General features: G+C 69.2%; 17 protein-coding genes and 1 pseudogene. 17 read left to right on the forward strand and 1 reads right to left on the reverse strand.

Going from position 1 to position 23,274, the window contains the following annotated elements; translation table 11 throughout:
- The first annotated feature begins 172 nt into the window (after nt 1-172).
- The 5 genes from VN779_RS23080 to VN779_RS23100 all read left to right on the forward strand — a co-directional run bounded on the left by VN779_RS23080 (nt 173) and on the right by VN779_RS23100 (nt 7,518).
- Nucleotides 173-3,037, forward strand: a complete 2,865-nt coding sequence (locus VN779_RS23080) for an ATP-binding protein (protein WP_325726806.1) — start codon at nt 173-175, stop codon at nt 3,035-3,037.
- A gap of 192 nt (nt 3,038-3,229) precedes the next feature.
- Entirely contained in the window at nt 3,230-3,682 is a 453-nt protein-coding gene (locus VN779_RS23085; RefSeq protein ID WP_349260906.1) for a MarR family winged helix-turn-helix transcriptional regulator, read from the forward strand.
- 140 nt (nt 3,683-3,822) lie between these two features.
- Entirely contained in the window at nt 3,823-5,526 is a 1,704-nt protein-coding gene (locus VN779_RS23090) for an MFS transporter (RefSeq protein WP_325726810.1), read from the forward strand.
- Nucleotides 5,527-5,578: 52 nt separating this feature from the next.
- Entirely contained in the window at nt 5,579-6,697 is a 1,119-nt protein-coding gene (locus VN779_RS23095; RefSeq protein ID WP_325726812.1) for an NAD(P)-dependent alcohol dehydrogenase, read from the forward strand.
- An 11-nt stretch (nt 6,698-6,708) separates the two neighbouring features.
- Nucleotides 6,709-7,518 (forward strand): alpha/beta hydrolase, encoded by an 810-nt coding sequence (locus VN779_RS23100; protein ID WP_325726815.1) that lies wholly within the window; start codon nt 6,709-6,711, stop codon nt 7,516-7,518.
- Between the two features lie 25 nt (nt 7,519-7,543).
- Here VN779_RS23100 and VN779_RS23105 read toward each other — a convergent pair whose 3' ends face one another.
- On the reverse strand, nt 7,544-8,428 hold the full coding sequence (locus tag VN779_RS23105) for a PaaX family transcriptional regulator C-terminal domain-containing protein (RefSeq protein WP_325726817.1): 885 nt from the start codon (nt 8,426-8,428) through the stop codon (nt 7,544-7,546).
- A 154-nt stretch (nt 8,429-8,582) separates the two neighbouring features.
- On the opposite strand from VN779_RS23105, the gene VN779_RS23110 reads away from it, so the two are divergent.
- From VN779_RS23110 to VN779_RS23165, 12 genes and pseudogenes are all read left to right on the forward strand, one after another.
- Nucleotides 8,583-9,509 (forward strand): SDR family NAD(P)-dependent oxidoreductase, encoded by a 927-nt coding sequence (locus VN779_RS23110; RefSeq protein ID WP_325726819.1) that lies wholly within the window; start codon nt 8,583-8,585, stop codon nt 9,507-9,509.
- Nucleotides 9,510-9,572: 63 nt separating this feature from the next.
- Nucleotides 9,573-10,451, forward strand: coding sequence for an amidohydrolase family protein (locus tag VN779_RS23115; RefSeq protein WP_325726821.1), 879 nt, complete (start codon nt 9,573-9,575; stop codon nt 10,449-10,451).
- Nucleotides 10,452-10,501: 50 nt separating this feature from the next.
- A complete protein-coding gene (locus tag VN779_RS23120) occupies nt 10,502-12,010 on the forward strand; it encodes a long-chain fatty acid--CoA ligase (protein WP_325726823.1) in 1,509 nt (502 codons plus the stop codon).
- A gap of 68 nt (nt 12,011-12,078) precedes the next feature.
- Nucleotides 12,079-12,537 carry a MaoC family dehydratase gene (locus tag VN779_RS23125; RefSeq protein WP_325726825.1) on the forward strand — a complete coding sequence of 153 codons (459 nt, stop codon included), beginning with the start codon at nt 12,079-12,081 and terminating at the stop codon, nt 12,535-12,537.
- Between the two features lie 34 nt (nt 12,538-12,571).
- Entirely contained in the window at nt 12,572-14,047 is a 1,476-nt protein-coding gene (locus VN779_RS23130) for an aldehyde dehydrogenase family protein (protein ID WP_325726827.1), read from the forward strand.
- 325 nt (nt 14,048-14,372) lie between these two features.
- On the forward strand, nt 14,373-16,331 hold the full coding sequence (locus VN779_RS23135) for an ArnT family glycosyltransferase (protein WP_325726829.1): 1,959 nt from the start codon (nt 14,373-14,375) through the stop codon (nt 16,329-16,331).
- A 141-nt stretch (nt 16,332-16,472) separates the two neighbouring features.
- A complete protein-coding gene (locus VN779_RS23140; protein WP_325726831.1) occupies nt 16,473-18,824 on the forward strand; it encodes a HAMP domain-containing protein in 2,352 nt (783 codons plus the stop codon).
- A 10-nt stretch (nt 18,825-18,834) separates the two neighbouring features.
- Nucleotides 18,835-20,037 (forward strand): annotated as a pseudogene (gene pgsB, locus VN779_RS23145) (poly-gamma-glutamate synthase PgsB); the annotation flags it as partial.
- A 17-nt stretch (nt 20,038-20,054) separates the two neighbouring features.
- A complete protein-coding gene (locus VN779_RS23150) occupies nt 20,055-20,537 on the forward strand; it encodes a poly-gamma-glutamate biosynthesis protein PgsC/CapC (protein WP_349260907.1) in 483 nt (160 codons plus the stop codon).
- Nucleotides 20,538-20,585: 48 nt separating this feature from the next.
- Nucleotides 20,586-21,722 (forward strand): NlpC/P60 family protein, encoded by a 1,137-nt coding sequence (locus VN779_RS23155; RefSeq protein ID WP_325726837.1) that lies wholly within the window; start codon nt 20,586-20,588, stop codon nt 21,720-21,722.
- Nucleotides 21,723-21,967: 245 nt separating this feature from the next.
- Nucleotides 21,968-22,402, forward strand: a complete 435-nt coding sequence (gene lepB, locus VN779_RS23160) for a signal peptidase I (RefSeq protein WP_325726839.1) — start codon at nt 21,968-21,970, stop codon at nt 22,400-22,402.
- Between the two features lie 153 nt (nt 22,403-22,555).
- On the forward strand, nt 22,556-22,972 hold the full coding sequence (locus tag VN779_RS23165) for a GNAT family N-acetyltransferase (protein WP_325726842.1): 417 nt from the start codon (nt 22,556-22,558) through the stop codon (nt 22,970-22,972).
- Nucleotides 22,973-23,274 lie beyond the last annotated feature (302 nt).

Here is a 23,274-nt window from a genome sequence, read left to right on the forward strand (position 1 = left end):
GTATCTCAGCCACCGCTTAAACACCACCGACCACTGACCCGCTGCTCAGCCCGGTAGCCGATCACCGGCCACACCGCACAGCGCGAAGAGCGCTCGCCGCACTGCGGCGCGCCGCCACGCACTTCGCGCCGATTCCGCGCGCCTTGACACGGTCACGACATACCCTTGGTGCATGACGCAGGCACCGGCACCATTGGCCGGGAGGGAACGCGAGCTCCAGAGTATTCGAAGCCTGATTCAAAATGCCGAGCGCGGCAACGGCGGCGCCCTGTGGATCGTGGGCGAGCCCGGCATCGGCAAGAGCGCCCTGCTCGACGCCTTCGAACAGGACGGCCGCGGGCGTGGTTTCCGCGTGCTGCGCGGCGCCGCCCGGCAGCTGGAGGCGGGCCTGCCCTTCGCCGCGATCGGATCGTGCCTCGGGATCGACGGTCGCGATCCGCCCGCCGCCGCGTCGCGGGTCGGCGAAGCGCTGCGGGCCGGCCAAAGCCCCGAGGAGTCCTCCTTCGCGCCGTACCGGGAGCTCGTGATCATCGAGACGATCCTGGGCGCGGTGGACGAGTGGTGCGCCGCCGGTCCGGTCGCGATCCTGCTCGACGACGCGCAATGGGCCGACCGGCCGAGCCTGCTGGCGCTCGGCCGCATCGGCTCCATGGCCGGTCACCACCCCATCGCGATCGGGCTGACCACTCGCGCGGTCCCGCAGAACGAGGACCTGGTCCAACTCCTCGACGACCTGGAGAGCCAAGGCGGCGAGGCGTTACATCCCGGACCGCTGCCAGCGCCGCAGGTCGCCGAGCTGATCGAGCGGCTGCTCGGCGCCCGGCCAGATCGCGGCCTGCTGCAACTGGTGACCGGCGCCGCGGGCAATCCGCTGTACGTCACCGAGCTGGTCGCGGCGCTGAGCCGGGAAGGACGGATCCGGATCGCGGGGGGCGCGGCCAGCTATGACGCCGACATCACCGCGACCACCGGCGCCGACCCCGGCCCGCGCGAGCGTGCGCAACTGCCCGGGACCCTGGCCGAGATCATCCTGCGCCGGCTGGACTTCCTGTCCCGCCCCGCCCGCTCGACCCTCCAGCTGGCGGCGGCGCTCGGTGAAGGCCTGAACGTCGCCGAGTTGGCGGTGATCCTCGGCAAATCGCCGGTCGAGCTCTACGCCATGATCGAGGAGGCGGTCCGAGCCGGGCTGCTCATCGACGGCGCCGGCGAGTTGGTGTTCCGGCACGATCTCATCCGGCAGGCGCTGAGCGAGAGCCTGCCCGCGACGGTACAAGACGGTCTGCGCACGCAGGCCGCGCACGCGCTCGCGGACTCGGGCGCGGCTGTCGAGCGCGTGGTGCGTTATCTCTCAGACGACACCGCGCTCGATTCGCGCATGCTCGACTGGCTCGCAGGCTCGGCCGATGCGCTGGTGGTGCGGGCGCCACGGGCCGCGGTCGAGCTGCTGAAGCGGGCGCGCACTCGAGTAGAGCCCAGCGATCCGCGCAACTCGGTGTTCTGCCGTCAACTGGTCCGGGCACTGCTGTGGGTCGGCGAGCCCTACCGGGCCGAGCAGGCCGCGCGCGCCGGCCTCGCCAAGGACGACGACCGGGACGCCGAGGTGGCGCTGCGGGAACTGCTCATCCACGCCTGCTTCCAGCAGGGCCGGATCAGGCTGGCCGGCGCCGAGGCGCAGGAGGCGATGCGGCTACCCGGCCTGACCGTCCCGCAGGCCACCCGGTTCGAGTTCCTGGCCATGCAGTGCCGGCTGACCGTGGGCGGACTCGATCCGGCCGAGGAGCCCGCCGCGCGCCGGATGATGGCGGTCGACGACGGCGAAGTACGCGCGTACGGCCTGAACTATCTCAGCTGTCTGCGATTCATGACCGGTCGCTACGCCGAGGCGCTTGAGCTGGTCGAGCAGGCGCGCATGGCCATCGCCGAGCGCGACGCGTTACCGGAGTGGACCTCGGGCAACGAGCTGAACCGGGCGATCTGTCTTGCCGAGCTCGACCGGCTGCCCGAAGCCGCCGAAGCGTTCGAGTCGGGTACCCGGCGGGCCGAGGCGCACGGCAGCTTCTACTGGTCCTGGTACCGAATGGGCACCGCCGGCGTGCACGTGCTCGCCGGCCGCTGGGACGACGCGCTCGCGGAGATCAAGGCGGGGCTGGACACCGCCGAGGCGCTCGGTCCGCGCGGGCTGAACAGCGGCTGGGGTCTGCGCAGCCAGCAGGCATTGCTGGCCGCTCATCGCGGCGACCTCGAGACCGCCGTCGGGCTGCTGCACGCCGACGAGCCGGTGCGCCGCGAAACTTTCTACGGATACCTGCGGCTGTGGGCCGAGGCCCTGGTCTATGAGGCGCAGGATCAGCCACTCGCGTCACTGGACCTGCTGTTCGAAGCCTGGCAGAAGGCGGGCGAGCTGCGCCGGCACCGCGGGCTGCACTATGTGTGCCCTGATATGGCGCGCCTGGCCGCGACCCTTGGCGACACGCAGCGCGGGCGGCAGTTGGCTGACGATGTCGAACTGCTCGCCGGCGCCGAACCGGTGCCCAGCATGCGCGCGACGGCGCGGCTGTGCCGGGCGCTGGCGCAGGACGATCCGGAGCTGATGCGGCAGGCGGAACAGGATTACCTCGCCGCGGCGCGGCCGCTGTATCAGGCCTATGCCGCCGAGAACGCCGCGGCGCTCTTCGCGCGGGACGGTCGGCTGCCGGAGGCGCGCGCCGAGTTGGCGACTGCCACCGAGGTCTACGAAGGTCTGGAGGCACGCTGGGATCTCGCGCGCGCCGAGCAGCGGCTGCGCCGTGAAGGGGTGCGCCGGTCGGGACAGGGCACGCGGCCGCTGCGCCCGAAGAGCGGCTGGGCGTCGTTGACCGAGACCGAGCGCCGGATCGCCGCTTTGGTCGCCGAGGGCAATTCGAACCCTGCCATCGCCTCCCGGCTGTTCATCTCGCGGCGCACGGTGCAGTCCCATGTCTCCAGCATCCTGGCCAAGCTGAATCTGACCTCCCGGGTGGAACTGGCCGTGGTGGCGCACCAACACGCCGGGGACTGAACGGCCGCACCCGCCCGGGCTCAGTGCGGCGCCCGGGTACCTCGGTGCGTCAGCAGCTCGGCGTCCTGGCAGACTTGATTGCCGAAGGTGATCAGGAAGCCGTAACAATCGCAGCGCGGGCCCGGCCCGCCGGATCGAGGGAGGCCGCCGGTGCCGACACGCGCCGCACACACGGACGGCGATGCGCGCCCGATGCTCTCCCGCGCCACCGCGGAGGGCGAGCCGTCACTGCTGTACGTGATGAAACAGGTTGAGCTCGCGGTGCGCGCGGAACTCGACGAGCTTGCGCGGCCGGCCGGCCTGACCGCGTTGCAGTACACCGCGCTGACGGTGCTCGAGCGGCATCCGAACCTGACCTCCGCGCAGCTGGCGCGCAATTCCTTCGTGACGGCGCAGGCCATGGCGGACATGGTCGCGGCGCTTCAGGAGCGCGAGTTGATCGAGCGGCACCGGGACGAGCAGGACCGGCGCCGCCTTGTGCTCGCGCTGACCCCGCAGGGCCGCAGGCTGCTGCGCCGGCTGCGCGATCAGGTGGCGGCGCTGGAGGACCGGATGCTTGCCGGTCTCACCGATCATCAGATCATGCAGTTGCGAGCCAGCCTGCTGTCTTGCCGCGCGGCGCTGTCGGGTCATCTCCCGCACTGAGCCCAGAGCCGCACCGGTTTCGGCCCAGCGATGATCAGGTTCCCTGTCAAAAATAAATCATCAGGAAACCTGTACGTCTCGGGTTGCTTGTGGCACCCTCGCCCCAAGGACGCAACCCACCCGGACGCAGGAGGCCACCGTTGTCCACCCCTGTGCGACTCGACACCCTCGGTTCCACCGAACACCCGCACCGCCTAAACCCCGGCACGCTGGCCGCCGCCGCGATCGCGGTGTGCGTCGCCCAGGTAGCCCTGGCCATCCCGGCCGTGCTCAACGGCCTGTTCCAGCAGGACCTCGGCACCAGCTCAGCGCAGCTGACCTGGATCTCGGACGCCTTCCTGGTCCCGGTGACGCTGCTTGAGCTGACCTTCGGCGTACTCGGCGACCTGTTCGGGCGCAAGCGGCTGCTGGTGTCAGGCACCGTGCTCCTGATGATCGGCCAGCTCGTCAGCGTGTTGACCCCGGGCGCGGCGAGCTCCACCGGCACCCGGGTGCTGGTCCTGTGGACCGGCCAGATCCTTTCCGGACTCGGCGCCGCGGCGATCTTCCCGACCAGCCTGGCCATGGTGGCCGCGGGCACGCACACCGCCCGCGACCGGTCCCGGGCCATCTCGATCTGGGCCGCGGCCCTCTCCTCCGGCGGTTTCGTCTCCCCGGTGCTCGGCGGCTGGCTGGCCCGTTTCCACTTCGGCTCGGATGAGTTCGCCAGCTGGCGCTGGGCCTTCGTCGCGGTCATCGTGCTGGCGGCGATCAGCACCGCGGTCAGCGCGGTGTGGGCGCGCGATTCCTCGGCTCCGGCCGGGCGCTCGCTGGACTGGGCCGGCCAGATCACCATCGCGGTCGCCATGTTCGCCCTGCTCTACGCGGTCATTCAGGGCCCGACGAGCGGATGGGGCAGCGGCGGGGTGATCGCAGGGTTCATACTCGCGGTCGTCTTCCTGGCGCTCTTCATCGCGGCCGAACTGCGCGGGGCCGCGCCGCTGCTGCGCCTGGACCTGTTCGCCAACCGCGCCTTCGCGATCGCCTCGATCGCCACGGTCGTCGGCATGTTCGCCTACCTCGGCACCGCGTACGCCACCAGCATCCGGCTCTCCGCGATCCAGGGCTTCACCCCGCTCAAGACTTCGATCGCCTTCCTGCTGCTCAACGGCATGGCCCTGCTCATGGTGCCGCTGACCTCGCGGGTGCTGGAGCACTACAACCCGCGCTGGACCCTGGGCATCGGCTTCGTCCTGATCGCCGGCGGCGACTTCTGGCTCACCTCGCTGTCGGCCAGCAACCTGTCGGTCGCGCCGGTCGTGGTTCCGCTGCTGCTCGTCGGCGTGGGCTTCGCGCTCGCGCTGTCCTCGGTGACCGCCGTCGCGGTGAACACCGTGCCGAACCACCTCGCCGGAATGGCCAGCGGATCGACCAGCATGCTGCGCGACTTCGGCTTCACGCTCGGCCCCGCCGTCGTCGGCGCGATCGCGCTGAGCCGGGCCGCCGCCGAGATCTCGAGCAAGGTCAGCAGCAATGCCGCGCTCGCCAAGTCGCTCGCCGCGTTCAACGGCTCCGCGGCCGCGGCGCCCGCCGCGCAGAAGCCGCAACTAGAGGCCGCGATCGGCGCGGTGAACTCCGGGCCGCTGGGCGCTAACGCGGTGCCGGGCAGCATCACCCTGCCCAACGGCCAGATCGTGCCGTTCAACCCGCTCAAGGACACCGCGTTCCACGCTCTCGACCACGCCTACTCGATCGGCTACCTGGTTTGCGGCCTCTGCGCGCTGGCCGCCGCGCTGCTGGCCGCGGTGGGCCTCGGCGGCAACAGCCACGAAGCGCAGATCACCGCCGAATCCCTCGCCGAGTAGCAGGCGACCGCAGCAAGAGCCGCGTAATAGCCGAACAGAGAGAAACCAGTTCATGCCGCTCACCACCACCGCCGCCCTCGTCGAGACCGCCGGAGCATCGTTCTGCCTCGCCGAGGTCGAACTCGACGATCCCCGGCCCGACGAGGTGATCGTCCGGGTCACCGCCGCAGGGATCTGCCACACCGACCTGGGCGTCGCCGCGGGCGCGCTGCCGTTCCCGCTGCCGGGCGTGCTCGGCCACGAGGGCGCGGGGATCGTCGAGGCGGTGGGCGCCGCGGTCACCCGCGTGCAGCCGGGCGACCACGTGCTGCTGTCGTTCACCTCGTGCGGGCGCTGCGCCAACTGCCGCGACGGGCATCCGGCGTACTGCCTGACCTGGCTGCCGCTGAACCTGCTCGGCGGGGCGCGCGCCGACGGTTCGGTGACGATCCGCCGGGACGGCGCCGCGCTCGGCGGCCATTTCTTCGGCCAGTCCTCGTTCGCCCGGCTCGCCGTGGTGGACGAGCGCAGCCTGGTGCGCGTGCCCGAGGGCGCGCCGCTGGACCTGCTCGCACCGCTCGGCTGCGGCGTGCAGACCGGAGTGGGCGCGGTTATCAATGTGCTGCGCCCACAGCCCGGTGCCACCATCGTCGTCACCGGCGCGGGCGCGGTCGGCCTGTCGGCGGTAATGGCCGCACGGCTGACCCCGGCAACGCGGATCATCGCCGTCGACCGGGTCGCGGACCGCCTCGCCTTGGCCCGCGAACTCGGGGCCACGGACACGCTCAACACCTCGGATCTCGGCTCGGGTGCCGGCCTCGCCGCATCGCTTGCGGACCTCACTGGCGGTCGCGGCGCCGACGGCGTCATCGAGACGACCGGGAACGCGCAGGTACTCGCCGATGCGATCGGCGCGCTCGCGGTGCGTGGCTGCGCAGTCGTGGTCGGCGCACCCGCGTTCGGCACGCAGGTCCCGGTAGATGTCAACTTCCTGCTGCCGGGACGCACGATCACCGGCCTGACCCTTGGCGACAGCGAGACCGAGACGCTGCTGCCGACCCTAGTCGACCTGGTCGCGGCCGGGCGGCTGCCAGTCGAGCGACTGGTGCGGCACTACAAGTTCGAGGACATCAACACCGCCGTCGCCGACATGGCCGCCGGGACCGCCATCAAGCCCGTGCTGACCTTCTAAGGATGCTGATCATGCCGACCGTCACCGCCGACGGCGCCACCGTGCACTACACCGCCACGCCGCGGACCGCCGACGACCAGCGCCCCGCACTGGTGCTGGTCGCCGGCACCGGCCTCGACGCACAGCTCAACTTCGGTCACCTCGTCGATGCCTTCGCCGCAAGCCACACGGTCTACCTGCCGGATTACGCAGGCAGCGGACTCACGACCGAGCCACAGGGCCCGCTGACCGTGGAGCTACTGGCTGGGCAGATCGCGGCGGTCGCCGAGGAAGCGGTGCGGCAGTCCGGCGGCGAGCCGGTCGACCTGCTCGGTTACTCGCTCGGCGCCGTCATCGCCGCTGCCGTCGCGGCCTTGCATCCGCACTTGGTGCGCCGGCTCGTCGTGGTCGCCGGCTGGCCCGGCCCGCACGACGCTCGCCAGCAGCTCGGCTTCGAAGTCTGGCAGCGCTTGGAGCGGACCGATCACGACCTGTTCGGCCGATTCCTCCAGCTGACCTGCTTTAGCGCTCCCTTCCTCAGCGCGATCGGCGAGGAGGGCGTGGCGCAGCTGATCGCGAACGCGCCGCCGATCACCGAGGGCATGCGCCGCCACATCGACCTGGACGGCCGCGCCGATCTGCGTGATCTACTGCCGAAGATCACCGCCGAGACCCTGGTGATCGGGCTGACCCGGGACCAGGTCGTGCCGGTGGAGCAGGCCCACAAGGTACACGAGGCCATCGACGGCAGCCGGTTCGCCGAGATCGACAGCGGCCATCTCGTGGTTTTCGAGCGGCCGCAGGAGCTGGTCGCAGAGGTGCTGGGCTTTTTTAATGTCTAGCGCTGGCTTAACGCGTCATGACGAGTTAAGACGAACTGTGAACATCCAGCGCTGCCTGAACTTCCGGCGCAGTCACATCCGGAACCGTATCCAGCATTTGCTCGGCCATCCGCCGCGCGGGCTCGTCCACCAGCTCGTTGGCGGCGCGGAACAGGTCCTCCGCGGCGGCGGCCGGCCACTGCTCGGGCAGGTGCGCCGCGGGCAGGCGCGGATCGGCGCGCACGATCTGAAGCCACTCGGTGAACAGCAGCAGCTTGGTGCTGAGCGGATCGCTGACATCAGGCTGCTGCTTCGCCTCGGCGAACGGGCGCCAGCGGGTGAGGAAGTCCGCGTAGCGCGCGGCCAGCGCGGGCAGGTCCCAGGTCTCCTCGATCATCCGGCCGATGTCGGTGCCCGGTTCAGCAGTGGAGCGGAAGACCTTCACGTGGGCCTCGAGTCCGAGGCCCGCGACGATCTCGGCGACCTCGGCCCGGCCCGGCGCGATCCACACCCCGCCCCACAGCGGGCCGAAACCGGCCCAGGTCAGCTGCGAGCGCAGATCATGCCGCTGCCGCTGCCAGGATTCGGGCAGCGAGAAGCCGAGCAGGGTCCAGGTGCCGTCCCAGTCCCGGTTGACCGGACCGGCCTTCCAGATCCGCTCCTCGCCGTCGCGCAGGATCGCGGTCGAGCGCGCGGTCAGCCCGAAGTACATCTTCCGGCCCTCGCGCTGGCGGCTCAGCAGGCCGCGGTTCACCATCCGCGCGAGGGTGGACCTGGTCGCGGGCTCGCCCACGCCGTTGCGGGCGAACACGTCGATGACGCTGCCCGAGTACACGCACACGTTCCGGCCGAGCACGTAGTTGCCGAGGAAGGTGAGCATGAGCGACTGGGGGCGCAGCGCGGTGCCCGGCTGCGCGGAATCTGCATCCACGCTGCACAAGGTACCCTGGCAGGCAAAAGCTATGCACACCATTGACTGCGATAGAAATAGTGCATAACTTCGAATGAGGCCGGCGCGGCGCGCGAGCGCGCGGCTGCGGGCTTTGACGGACGGCAGCGACGAGGGACTGCGAAAGGCGGCAAGGGTGACGACGCAAACGGAGAAGCACACGGACCTGACCGGAAAGGTCGCCGTGGTGACCGGAAGCGGGCGCGGCCTCGGCCTGGCCTACGCGAAGGCGCTGGCCGCGGCCGGCGCGGCGGTCGTGGTCAACGATGTGGACGCGCAGGCGGCCGAGACCGCCGCGAAGGAGATCGCGGACGCTGGGGGCCGCGCGGTGGCGCTGGCGGCGGCGGTCGGCCCGACCGAGACCGCTGAGGCGCTGGTCGGCACCGCGGTCGACGCCTTCGGCCGGTTGGACGTGATGGTCACCAACGCCGGTGTGCTGCGCGACCGCGTGCTGTGGAAGATGTCTGACGACGATTTCGACACCGTCATCGACGTGCACCTGCGCGGCACCTTCACGTGCGTGCGCGCGGCGGCGAACCGGATGCGCGAGCAGGGCGGGGGCGGGCGCGTGATCGTCGCCGGTTCCCCGGCCGGGCAGCGCGGCAACTTCGGCCAGACCAACTACTCCGCCGCGAAAGCCGGAATCGCGGCGATGGCCCGCACGTGGGCGATGGAACTGGCCAAGGCGCAGATCACCGTGAACGCGGTGATCCCCGTCGCGGCGACCGCGATGACCCGCACGATCCCGGTTTTCGCGCCGCATGTCGACGCGCTGGAGCGCGAGGGCACGCCGCTGCCGGACGCGCTGCGCAAGGGCGAGGGCTTCGGGACCGCCGAGGACGTCGCGGGGCTCGTGGTTTATCTCGCCTCGGACGCTTCGGCCGCGGTGACCGGGCAGTGCATCGGTATCGGCGGGGACAAGCTCGCCCTGTGGTCGCACCCGCAGGAGGTGAGCGTCGCTTACGCGGACGGCGGCTGGAGCGCGGACGCCATCGCCGCGGCGTGGCCGGTGTCGGTCGGCCGCGACCCGCAGACCTATGGCATCCCCGCCCCGCAGCTGTGAACACGTGATTGTCGGCACCGCAGCTGGGATCGCTGGGACGGGCACCGGAATGAGGGCAGCAGCATGCTGAATCTGGACGAGTTGGTCGCGATCGACGTGCACACGCACGCCGAGGTCTCGGACTCCGGCGCGGGCTCGCTCTCCCGCGAACTCGAGGAGGCCTCGTCGTCGTACTTCAAGGTCGACTCGGGGCACCGCAAGCCGACGCTCGACGAGATCGCCGCGCACTACCGGGAGCGGCGAATCGCGGCGGTGGTCTTCACCGTGGACGCCGAGGCGGCGACCGGCACGCCGGCCGTGCCGAACGAGGAGATCGCCGAGGCGGCGCGCAGGCATCCGGACGTGCTGATCCCATTCGCCTCGATCGATCCGGCGAAGGGACGCGCCGGAGCGCGGCAGGTGCGGCGCCTGGTCGAGGAGTACGGCGTGCGCGGCTTCAAGTTCCACCCGAACGTCCAGGCGTTCTACCCGAACGACCGTGACGCGTACGTGCTCTACGAAGCGATCGAGGCGGCCGGGGCGATCGCGGTCTTCCACACCGGGCAGACCGGGATCGGCGCCGGCGCCGCGGGCGGCGGCGGCATCCGGTTGAAGTATTCGAACCCGTTGTTCGTGGACGATGTCGCCGCGGACTTCCCGGATCTGCCGATCATCCTGGCGCACCCGTCCTTCCCGTGGCAGGACGAGGCGCTGGCGGTAGCCACGCACAAGCCGCAGGTCTACATCGACCTGTCCGGCTGGTCGCCGAAGTACTTCCCGCCGCAGCTGGTCCAATACGCCAACACGCTGCTCAAGGAGAAGGTGCTGTTCGGTACCGACTATCCGCTGCTGACCCCGGACCGGTGGCTGGCCGACTTCGCCAAGCTGCCGATCAAGGACGAAGTGCGACCACTGATCCTCAAGCAGAACGCCGCCCGGCTGCTCGGTCTCGCAAAGCCCTGATCACTGCGACCTCCCGTCGCCCGCGCAGATGAGCGAAGGAGCCCATCACCATGCGGAACCAAGGACTCGGCTCCTGGACGGCGCGGCGCGCGCGCAAGACCCCCGGCGCGCTGGCCGTCGTCCATGAGGAGACCCGATACACCTACGCGCAGCTGCACGAGCGGGCAACCCGCCTCGCCCATCACCTGCGTGCGCTCGGGATCCGCCGCGGCGACCGGGTCGCGTTCATCGCGCCGAACCATCCGGCCTTCCTGGAAGCCTTGTTCGCCGCCGGCCAGCTCGGTGCCGTGTTCGTGCCACTCAACACCCGGCTCAGCCCGCGTGAACTTGACCACTGCGTCTCCGACAGCGGAGCCAGCATCCTGATCCACAGCGCCTCGTGTACCTCCGTCGCGCCGGGCCAGGTCCCGACGCTGCGAGTGACGATCCCGATCGACGAGGACTACGAGCGTGTCGTCGGCGCTGGCTCGCGGCCGGAGCCGATCGACGAGCCGATCTCGCTCGAGGACACGTGCCTGATCATGTACACCTCGGGCACCACCGGCCGGGCGAAGGGCGCGCAGCTCACTCACGGCAACATCACCTGGAACAGCATCAACGTCCTGGTAGACACCGACTTCGCGCACGACGAGGTCACGCTGGTGACGGCGCCGCTGTTCCACACCGCTGCGCTCAACATGACCTGCCTGCCGACGCTGCTCAAGGGCGGCACGGTGGTCGTGGAGGCGGCGTTCGATCCGGCGCGCACGCTGGAATTGGTCGAGCGGCACCGGGTGACCGTCATGTTCGGCGTGCCGGCCATGTACCAGTCCGTGGCCGCGGACCCCGCCTTCGCCACCGCGGATCTGTCCAGTGTCAGAAGCCTTCTATGCGGCGGCGCACCGGTCCCCGAACCGCTCATCCGTACGTATCTGGACCGCGGGCTGTCGTTCATCCAGGGCTACGGCGCTACCGAGGCATCTCCGGGTGTGCTGCTGCTCGACGGTGACCATGCCTTGTCCAAAGCCGGCACCGCGGGCGTGCCGCATTTCTTCACCGACGTCCGGGTCAGTGCCCTGACTGGCGAGCCAGCTGAGGCCGGCGAGCGCGGCGAGATCGAGGTACAGGGCCCGAACGTGATGCGCGGCTATTGGGGTAATCCCGAGTCCACGGCGCAGGCGCTGCGCGACGGCTGGCTGCGCACCGGAGATGTGGCGATCGTAGACGGCGACGGGTACGTCAAGGTCGTCGACCGCGTCAAGGACATGATCATCTCTGGCGGCGAGAACGTGTACCCGGCCGAGGTCGAAGAGGTCTTCTACAGTCACGACGCCGTCGCCGAGTGCGCGGTGATCGGCGTTCCGGACGAGCGTTGGGGCGAGGTCGGCCGGGCGATCGTCGTGCTGCGCGAAGGCGTACCGGGAGACGAGACGACCGCCAAGGAGCTGCTCGACCACCTCGTCGGCCGGCTGGCGAAGTACAAGATCCCCAAGTCAGTGGTCTTCACGCAGTCCCTGCCGCGTACCGGCGCCGGCAAGGTCATCAAGGCCCGGCTCCGCGAGACGCACGGCGCCGCCTAGTCACCGCCACCACCCCACGACGAGCCGCCGCACCCCGGCTCACTCGATCCCCAGGAAGGCCCCACCCCATGCCCCGCACCGCAAACGGACTCGACGAGCTTCGCGCCCTGGCCGGCACCGACCTCGGCCACACCGATTGGCTTGAGATCACGCAGGACCGGGTGGACACCTTCGCCGACGCCACCGACGACCACCAGTGGATACACGTCGATCCTGAGCGCGCCGCGACCGGTCCGTTCGGCGGCACCATCGCGCACGGCTATCTGACCTTGTCGCTGATCATCCCGCTGTTCAACCAGCTGCTTGAGATCACCGGCACCTCGATGAGCCTCAACTACGGCCTCGATCGGGTGCGCTTCCCGAGCCCGGTGCGGGTCGGCGCGAAGATCCGGCTGCTCGGGACCGTGGACTCGGTCGAGCCGGTCGCCGGAGACGGCGTGCAGATGCAGCTCACCTTCACCGTCGAAATCGAGGGCGCACCGAAACCGGCCTGCGTCGCCCAGGCGGTCTACCGCCACTACGCCTGATTCGCGCGTCGCTTCGCAGGAAGAGGAAAAGCCGTTGTCCGCTATCAGAACTGAGATAAACCCGCCGTCCGGCGAGCTGTTCATCAATGGCGCCTGGATTGATTCCGCGGCTGACCACCGGGAAATCCTGGACCCGTCAACCGGCGCGGTCATTACGGCGGTCGCCCAAGCCGGTCCGGCCGAAACCGACCGCGCGATCGCCGCCGCGCGCCGGGCTTTCGACGAGGGGCCGTGGAGCACGATGGCGCCGCGCGAGCGTGGCAGGATCCTGCTACGGGCGGCCGAGATCCTGCGTGGGCGCGCCGAAGAGTTCGCCCGGCTCGAATCGCTCAACACCGGCAAGCCGATCACCTTCAGCCGCATGGTCGACGTGGCCACGACCATCGACCAGATCGAGTACTACGGCGCGCTGGCGGCGGGCATCGAAGGCGCGACGCGACGCACCGGCGCCCCGGCATTCGCCTACACGCGCCGGGAGCCGCTCGGCGTGGTCGCGGCGATCACCCCGTTCAACTTCCCGCTGATCCTCTCCTCGATCAAGATCGCCCCGGCGCTCGCGGCCGGGAACACCGTCATCCACAAGCCGGCCGAGGAAACGCCGCTGACGGCGCTGCGCATCGCGGAAGTCCTGCAGGAGGCTGGGGTTCCGGACGGCGTGTTCAACGTGCTGCCGGGCGGCGGCGAGGTCGGCGAGGCCCTGGTGCGCGACCCGCGCGTTGACAAGGTGGCGTTCACCGGCTCGACGGCGATCGGCCGCGCGATCGCCGCGAGCGCCGCGCAGACGCTCAAGCACGTGACGGTCGAACTCGGCGGCAAGAGCGCGAACATCGTCTTCGCGGACGCGGACATCGAGAAGGCGATCGGCACGGCGATCGCCGGTTTCGTCTTCAACACCGGCCAGTTCTGCATGGCTGGCACCCGGCTTCTCGTGCAGCGCCCGGTCTACGAGGACGTACTCGGCGCGCTGTCCGGCGCCATCGGCCACGTCCCGCTCGGCGATCCCTTCGACGAGAGCACGGTGATCGGGCCGATGACCGGTCCTCGCCACCTGGCCAAGGTGCGCTCGTTCCTGGATCAGGTGGACCGCTCCGGAGCCGGGGCCAAGGCCATCTGCGCCGGCGAGCCGCAGCTGTCGACGGACCTGTCCGGCGGCTTCTGGACCGCCCCGACCCTCCTCGCCGACGTCGATCAGGACTCCGCGTTCGTACAGGAGGAGATCTTCGGGCCGGTGCTGACCGTTCAGCCCTTCGACACCGAAGAGGACGCGATCCGGCTCGCCAACGGCACCGCGTACGGTTTGGCCGCTGGATTGCAGACCACGAACATCGCCCGCGCCCACCGCGTCGCCGACCGGCTGCGCGCCGGAATCGTGTGGGTCAACGGCTGGGCGCTGCTCGACGCGGCGATGCCCTTCGGCGGAGTGCACCAGTCGGGCTACGGTCGCGAAGGCGGTCCCGAGGGCTTGGACGAATACCTCCAGACGAAGTCGGTCCTCGTCGCGATGGATTGATCCGGCACACGCCAATCACACCTGCACCAGAGCCTCTGACGCACTGTCCGCGTCAGAGGCTCGCTGCGTTGCCGATCGCACATTACTGCGATACATCGGAGCTATCCGCCATCGGCTACGTCACTCATTTGACCGTCGTCGATTACTGAATGTGCGAGCAGTCGAGCGCCTGTTCGAGGAATTCCGGGTTATCGAGTACCGGCTCGATTCATGCGTTATGGTTCAGTGGCATTACCGCACGCTTTCGTATGGTTATTGATCTGCCGGTGTCGAAGGACGTCCGTAGAGCGGGCGCTCGCGCTGCTCCGAGGAGGGAGTCCGAGGCATGGCGCCCGCCACGATGCGACCGCGGCTCGCCCTTGCCACAGGCCAGGCGTCCGGTGCCGCCACCCGCGAGTCGCGCCGTCGCGCCGTGCCCACCACGATCGCGATCATCGCGGCGGTGCTCTACGGCTGGGGCATGCGGCACGGCGCGCTCCAGCCCTACTACTCGGCCGCGGTGCGCTCCATGGCCGGCAGCTGGCGTGCCTTCATCTTCGGCGGGATCGACCCCTCGGGCTCCATATCCATGGACAAGATCCCCGGCTCGTTCTGGCTCCAGGCGCTCGCGCTGAGACTGTTCGGGGTGCACGTGTGGGCCGCGGAGCTGCCGCAGGTGATCGAGGGCGTGTGCACGGTACTCGTCCTCTACCGGCTGGTGCGCGAATGGATCGGCTACGCGGCGGCCACCATCGCCGCGCTGGCTTTCGCGCTGACACCGATCGTCGTCGTGCTCAACCGGGATGACCTGCCTGACACGCTGCTGATTCTCCTTCTGGTACTCGCCGCCGAGGCCGCGTTGAAGGCCATGCGTACTGGCCAGCTGCGGACGCTTCTGCTCTGCGGTGTGTGGGTGGGCCTGGCCTTCCAGGCAAAGATGGTGCAAGCGTGGCTCCTGCTGCCCGCCTTCCTGCTGCCCTACCTAATCGCGGCGCCGCTCACGGCCGCCAAGCGATGGGCGCACGTCGGCCTGACGACCTTGTCGGCGCTCGCGATATCGCTGAGCTGGACGCTCATGGTGTGGCTCACTCCGGTCGCGGACCGGCCCTACACGGACGCGACGGTAGACAACAACCCGTTCCAGATGGTGTTGGTCTATAACGGTTTCGGCCGATTCGGTTCGGCCGGGGGCAGCGAGGCGGCCATCATCACCGCGGGCGCGCCGGCCGACGGACTGGGTTGGCGCACCCTGCTTTCCATTTCCTACGCACCGCAGATCACCTGGCTCCTGCCCTTCGCGTTGATCGCCCTGGTGACCGGGATCCAGCAGCGCACGCGCCTGCCGCGCACCAGCCAGGTGCGCGCGGGCTACGTGTTGTGGGGCGTCTGGCTGCTGGTCTACTTGGTGCTCTTCTCCACCACCGGCACCTTCCACGGCTACTACACCGCGGCCCTGGCACCCGCGATCGCCGCGCTTACCGGCGCCGGCGTCGTCCATTTGTGGACCATCTATGCGAACAGCCGCTACGCCTGGTGGCTCCTGCCGGCCGCGATCGCGGTGAGCACGGGGTGGGCCGTCTATCTGGGTCTGCGCTATCGCGGCTTCCTGCCGTGGCTGCCGCCGCTGGTCGTCGTGCTCGGCCTCGGCGCGGCGATCATGCTGTTAGTCGGCCGGCGCGGCATGTCCGCCTCGGGGCGGGGCGGCATCGAGAACGCGGTCATAGCGGAAGAACGCACCCGGCCTGGGATACGCGCCGGAATCAGCGTCCTGACCGCGATGGCCGTCGCGTGCGTCGCGCTGCTGCTCTCCCCCGCGGCTTGGGGTATCAGCTCACTGAATCCGGCGTACGCATCGAGCGGCGGAGTCCCGCTGGCCGGCCCGGTCAGCGCCGTGTACCGGTCGGTCGTACTCAAGCATCAAAAGCTTCCAGCGCCGATCAACTTCAATCACTTGTCCGGGCGCTCCGGCAAGCTGCTCACCTACCTGCGCGAGCACCACGGCACCGAGAAGTACCTGGTAGCGACCCAGAGCGCGGAACCCGCCGAACCGCTCTTGCGCGACGCCGCCGGATCGATTCTGATCATGGGCGGATTCACCGGACTCACCCCGTTCCCGACCAGCCCGCAGTTCGCCTCCCTCGTCGCGGACGGCGAGGTGCGCTTCGCCCTGCTCGCCAAGAACAAGCGCGCGAACGCGGCGGTCGGCTGGATCAAGTCCAACTGCATCCATGTGGATCCGCACTTCTACCGCGAGCAGACCGACGTGATGCTCCAGCTCTACGACTGCCGGCCGACTACGTCGTAACGCATCCGCGCCTGCGCCGACCCTATCCATCCGACCCAAACCACAGCCTTACCCGCCCACACGCCCCGGAGCATCGTGCCGCCCCAATCCAGGCCCGTCAGGACCCAGCCCGCGCCACCGCCGGCCAAGGTCCTCGGTGGCGTGCGCGCGCCCTGGATAGCCGCCGTCGTTTATCTCGCGTTACTCTCGCTCGGCGCGTTGGCAGCGCTAGGACGGCCGCTCTCGGCGAGCCGGGTGCCGACGGCAGTGGTCAACTCGCAACGCGACCTGACTCGTGACGCGGCACTGGGTATCGGTGACCGGATGGCAGAAGCCGCCGCAGACGTCGATGAGATAGCCCAGCAACTCGGCGAGACCCCGGATGTCTCCGCCCAGGCCTACTTCACCCGGCTCAGCTCGGCGCCACACGTCTGGTCTTCGCTGGTGCTCGTCGACGCGACCAACAAGGTCAAGCTCGCCGCAGCGGGCCCGGCCCTGCCCGCAGCCGTTGCCGGCCAGACTAGGCCGAGCCGGGTGACCCGGGATCTGATCATCGGTTCTCCGATCCGAATACGCGTGCTGGCACCGGTACCCAACACAGCCCAGTTCCTGATCGGCGACGTGTCGCTAGGCTTCGCCGCGGCCAAGGGCACCCTCGCGTTGCTCGTCAACGGCGACGGGACGGTCCTGGCCACGGACGGCACGGCGCCCGGAGCGATGCAGTCACCGCGCGCCCGGATCGTCTCCGCCGCCGCGTCGCAGACCGCTGGCGCGATGGTCGACGATCAGAACGAGCGCGCCCCGGTGGTCGCCTCGTACGCACCGGTCATCGAGCCGGACACGCTGCCTTCGCTGCACCTGGCGATCGCGGTGGAGCGCGCGGTCGTACCGCAGGCCACCACCGTGGTCTCTAGCGCAGAGCAGCTACATCTGGCCCTGCTCGCGGGCGTGGCGATGGCGGCGATAGCGCTCGCGGACGGGCTGCTGCTGTACTTCGGCATCGTCGGACCGATCACCCGCCTCGCCCGCACCTGTCGCGAGGCCGCCCGTGGTGGGTTCCGCACCGCGATGGACATCCCGCGGCACTCCGCCGAGTGCCATCGCATCGGCGAGATCGTACATACCTCGGTGCTCACACTGACCGAGTCGCCACAGCCACGCAAACGACGGCACCCGATACAGATCTCCACCCCCGTGATGCTCGGCTTCGCGATGAGCGGCGTGCTGTTGTGGTCGGCGGCCACGCCTTTCGCCGTTGACCGATCGGCGCCGGTGATCGTGCCGCTTCAGGTGAACACGGACGAAAAGGCGCGCACCAGCGCCGTCGCGCAGGCCACCGCCGCGCGCCTGGAAGCTTCGTTCGACGCGCTCGCCCCGATGGCGGCGCTCGCGGCCACGCCCGTGAACATGGATATGAAGGGCTCCGCGGCGAGTTCCACGTTGGCGAGCGTCGTCGGCTTCGCGCAAGCCACACCCTCGCCTAAGCGCAGCGCGACGGCGAAACCGACCGGCTCCGCCAAACCGACAGGGACCGCCAAGCCGACCGCGAAGGCGAGCCCCACCCCGGCGCATGCGGGCACGCCCTCTCCGAGCGCCGCGCGGCCTTCCGGCACACCCGGCCCGACATCGAAGATGCTCCCTGACACGGTCGCCGAGCATCTGCAGAGCCTGCTGCACGCGATCGTGCAGACGCATCCGCAGTTCGCTGCCGTGTACGTGGTCAACGCGCACGGAACGCGTATCGCTGGGGCAGGCGCGCAGCCCAAGGCACATTTCGGCTCGGCCCCGAAGACTCCGACGATCGCGCTGGGCGCCGACAGCGGCACCAAGGCGGTGCTCTATGGCTCGATGCCGTTCCCTGACGGCGGCGCCGTGATCGCCGAGTTCGACTCGAGATATCTGATCTCGTCGATCAGCAGATCCGGCCTCGGGACGGTGTGCCTGGCCGACTTCCGACGCCGGATTCTCGCCGCCACCGGCAGTTTCACCGCGTTCGACCCGCTTCCCGCAGGACCGGACGCCGCGCTGTCCGCGAAATCAGGGTCCGCCGACAGTGGCAGCATGCTGATTGAGGCTTCGACTGTGCACGCGGGCAGCGGCCACGGCCGGCTCACGCTTTCGGTGACGAGCGTCCGGTCCACCGACACCCTCGACCTGCCTGGCACCGAGCTTCGCCACCGCGCTCAACTGCTCGGCATGCTCGGCGTCACCGGGGCGGTGCTGCTCGGCGGCTGGATCTGGCTGATGCTCCTCATGCCGCTGCGTTTGGTGGCCGCCGAGGCGCGCCGATTCGCCGCCGGGGACCACGACACCCCGATCCTGGCCCGCCGTCAGGACGAGATCGGAGCGATCGCCCGAAGCCTCGACCTGCTGCGGCAAGCGATGACCGAAGGCAGGCAACGGCTTACGCAGGCCGACACGGCCCGCCCGTCCGCGTGGGACGAGACGTGGATCATGCCCGTGTTGCGCGAGCCGAAGCCGGACGACACCGACCACATGCGACAGCGGCGGTAGAGGGGCCGGGATGCTTTTTCTCTTCTTCGTGCTGCTGATCATCTGCGCCTCGCTGCTCGCGGCAGGCGTGATCGAGCAGCGACGGCACTTCGCGAATCTGGACCGCATTCAGGTGCGTGTGCTGGTCAACGGCATCCGCGGTAAGTCATCGATCACCCGCCTTACCGCGGGGGCGCTGCGCGGTGGCGGATTGGTCACCGTCGCCAAGACCACGGGCACCGCGGCGCGCTTCATCGCACCGGACGCGAGTGAGGATCCGGTGTACCGGAAGTTCGGCATCGCCAACGTCGTCGAGCAGATCGGCATCGTCGCGCGCGCGGCCGAATACCGGCCGGACGCCCTCGTGATCGAGTGCATGGCGGTCATGCCGGCGCTGCAGGAGATCAACCAGAACAAGCTGATCCGGTCGACCATCGGCGTGCTGTGCAACGTGCGCGAGGACCACCTCGCCGAGATGGGCCCAACGCTGGACGACGTGGCCCGCTCACTGTCGCGCTCGATGCCGCTGGACGGAATTTGCGTGACGGCGGAGCACGAGCGTGCGCACATCCTGCGCGAGGAGGCGGCGAAGCGCAACTGCCTGCTGGTCGTGGTCGATCCCGAGTCGGTGAGCGATGAGGAGATGCTCGGATTCTCCTTCATCACCTTCAAGGAGAACGTCGCGATCGCGCTCGCCGTGGCCGACCTGCTCGGGATCAGCCGCGCCAACGCGCTGCGCGGCATGTACGAGGCCCCACCCGATCCCGGCGTGCTGTCCGTAGAGAAATACTCCCTCCCGCAGGGCAAGATCGCGCTCGCCAACGTATTCGCCGCCAACGACCCGAACTCGACCCTGATGAACGTCGAGCAGCTGCTTTCGCGGGGCGCCATCGAGCGACCGCTGCACGTGGTGATCAACTGCCGCCCGGACCGCGTCGAGCGCAACGGTCAAATGGGCCAGATCATCCCGAGCATCGACCCGGAGACCGTGTTCGTGATCGGTGAGCCGTCCAAGAGCGCGATCGACGCGATTCCCGAGTCCTGGCGCGGCGAAATCGTCGACCTCGGCGGCGACAAACGACCCGTCGAGGAGATCGCGCACCGCATCGCGAGCGCGGCGGCCGGCGGCGCGCTGGTGGCCATCGGCAACATTCACGGCCAAGGCGAGCGGCTGTTGGAACACCTGGAAGCAATGTCCCGCGCGGTGCCCGCACAGCGCACGCAGCCGAGCGCGGCGAGGAGCCACCGTTGATCAGCACCACCACCCTGACCTCGCAGGTCGCCACGCTCGGCCTGGCCATCGGCCTGGCTTTCTCGCTGGTGTGCTACCTGACCACGAACCTCTCGCCGGGCGGCATGATCACCCCCGGCTGGCTCGCGCTGATCCTGGTGCAGGACATCCGGCACGCGGCTATCGTCGCCGCGGTGACGGTGGCCACCTTCTTCGGCGTCAAGATCCTGCAGCGGTTCGTGATCCTTTACGGCAAGCGGCTTTTCGCGGCGGTGGTGCTGCTGGGCGTGCTGCTGAGCGCTACGGTGTACATCCTGATCCAGCAGGATTATCCATTCCTGTTCACCGCACAGACGCTCGGCTTCGTGGTGCCGGGCCTGATCGCGTATCAGCTGTTGCGGCAGCCGGTGCGGGCCACGGTCATCGCCATCACGGCGGTGACCGGCCTGAACTACGTAGTTCTGGCGAGCGGAATACTGCTGGGCGCCCTGCCCACGAACTGAGTCGAGGATTCGGCAAAGCGAGCACGCAATAACCCGAAGGAGGCCGCGGTGCGCCAACGAGACGTCCGACACTGGTCCAACACCAGCGTCATCGTCGGAAGCGTCGTGGGAGCGATCGTCGTCGCGGCCGCCGGACTCGCGATCTGGCGCGCCGAGCAACCCGGCCCCGCGCAAGCCGCGGCGGCGGGCACGACGAACTCCCCGGTCGTCCAAGCCCCCTCCGGCAGCGCCGCGCCCGGCGGTTCCGCATCGACCGTCCCCATCTCACCCGGCTCGCTCGAAGGCCCCTACACCTACAAGCGGGCCACCCAACCAAGCCGCACCGAGGTTTTCAGCGCATCGAACGCACTCGTCGCGGTCTTCACCGACGGCGCGCGCACGGTCCAGATCACCGGCCCGAAGCGCACGTTCTCAGAGCCGGCCACGACCGCCGCGACCGTGACGACATCAGTGTGGGTCCGGCTGGCGCCGCACGCCTGGACGGCTGGCGCGCAGACGCAGGCCTGGTTCCAGAGCTGGTTCCCGAAGCAGGTTGGATCCACGACACCGGACCTGTTCGCGCTCGCCACTCAATACATGGCCGGAGCGCCGAACGAGCAGAACTCATCAGGAGTCCGCTTCGCCGGTGAGGCGAAGTTCGGCCCGGTCACCTCGAGTACAGCCGCCTACCAGAACCCGCTCGGCGAGCGCGACGACCGGGCCGACTTCTACGACTACCTCGGCACCAGCTACACGTTCCAGGACGGCACCGCGAAGCCCAACCCGGCCTGGTACGGGGATCTCGACTGCACCGGCTTCATCAGAATCCTGTTCGGCTACCGGATGGGCTTTCCGCTGCTCAAGGGCGACGAGCGCTCCGCAACTGCCCTCCCCCGGCACTCCTGGGGGATGGCCACGCTCGGCCCGGGCGTCCAGATCTTCAACGCGGGCGCGCAGCAACCGCAGACCGCCGATCTGGACCGCCTCCAGCCAGGCGATCTGCTCTTCTTCGCGGAGGGCAAGTCGACCCCGGGCACGATCGATCACGCGGGGATCTACCTCGGCCTGGACCAGAGCGGCAATCCGCGGTTCCTGTCCAGCCGGATGGGCGCGAATGGCCCGACCTTCGGCGACGCCTGGGGCCGCAGCGTCCTGTCCGGCAGCGGCCTCTACGCCCGCGATCTGCGCTCAGCCAAGCGCATCTGACGATTAGGACGCCGCTAGACGCGCGATATCGCGACTGCGATCATGCGGCGGTGGATAGCTTTCCTCCATTGGCCGCATGCGCTTCAGCGGCGCAGGCGAACTTGACCAAGCAAGGTCGCAGCGCGTGCGCCGGGACAATCGGTGTGACGCGGCGCGCAGCCTTCACAGCTGCGGCCTCGATGCTGCTGAGCGTTCCCCTTGCGGGTTGTTCCGCGGCCAAGCCCGAGGCCACCGCCGGTTCCGCAATGACTCGCCGGCTGAACGTCCGCTCCGACTCGATGGCCCCGACGATGGTCACGGGGCAGGTGATCACCGTCGACGAGGTGATCCCTGGGACCTACAAGCCGCGCCGCCAAGACATCGTGGCCGTCCACCCGACTGTCGAGTATCAAGGGATGCAACAGACACAACTGATGATCCGCCGGGTCATCGGCATACCAGGCGACGCAGTGTCCTGCCACTACGGTCCGCTGATGCTCAACGGTGTCGCCCTAGAGGAGCCGTACCTGCACAAGGGCGACGCCTCCAGCCAGCTCCCGTTCGACGTGAAGGTCCCGGCAGACTGCCTCTGGCTGCTCGGCGATCATCGCGATATCGCGATCGACTGCCGCTACCACCTCGAGGACCCGAACCAGGGCGCCATCCCGATCGGCAACGTCGTGGGCATCTACCGCCCGTGAGGTTGAATATGCCGCCGCACGCATAGACCCGATCCGATCACCGCGCCCTCGACCTGACGAGGTTCGCGAAAATCCTTAGGTCGCTCCCTTGTCACCGATCTTGGTGCAGCTGCACAGGAGAGGTAGAGCGCGGGCGGGTGACATGATGTCGCCGTGATCGCCTACGACTCCGATCTCGTCGGTCTGGACGTCTCTTCGCTGCAGGGCTTCTTCGTCGGCTGGCCCACACCTCCAAGCGCGGCGCAGCACCTGGCGGCTCTGCGCGGCAGCCACCAAGCCGTGCTCGCGCGCGACTCCGTCACCGGGCGGGTCGTCGGTTTCGTCAACCTGATCAGCGACGGAGTGCTGACGGCTTTCGTCCCGTGGCTAGAAGTGCTCCCGGATTACCAGGGCCAGGGCATCGGCACGGAGCTGATGCGCCGCATCCTCGCGCATGCCAAAGCCGCCGGGTTCTACTCCGTCGACCTCGCCTGTGATCCCGAGCTTCGGCCCTACTACGAACGCCTGGGCCTGCGCCCGCTCCAAGGCATGGGTATGCGCTACTACGGCGCCCTGCGCTCGGAAGGCTGAGCGGACGGAAGGCCGGTAATCGACGGCCATTCACGGCAAGCGTCTGACACGGCGAAGAAAAGGCCCCTGCCAGCTTATCCGCTGGTCAGGGGCCATTTTGTGCTTGTGGTGGCAGGTGAAGGATTCGAACCTTCGTAGCTCACGCGACGGATTTACAGAGCTGGCCGGAGCACCCCGGGCTAGGCCTCTGACCTGCGGTGGAGCGCTCCGGCCGAACTGGTGAGCGGTTCTGTATCACGCCTGTGTCACACGTCGCTCGTATCAAGACGGCAGGCCGGTGAACCGTCTCGGGTTGGGGACCG

This window comes from Actinocrinis sp. (assembly GCF_035605935.1).
Classification (GTDB): Bacteria; Actinomycetota; Actinomycetes; order Streptomycetales; family Catenulisporaceae; genus Actinocrinis.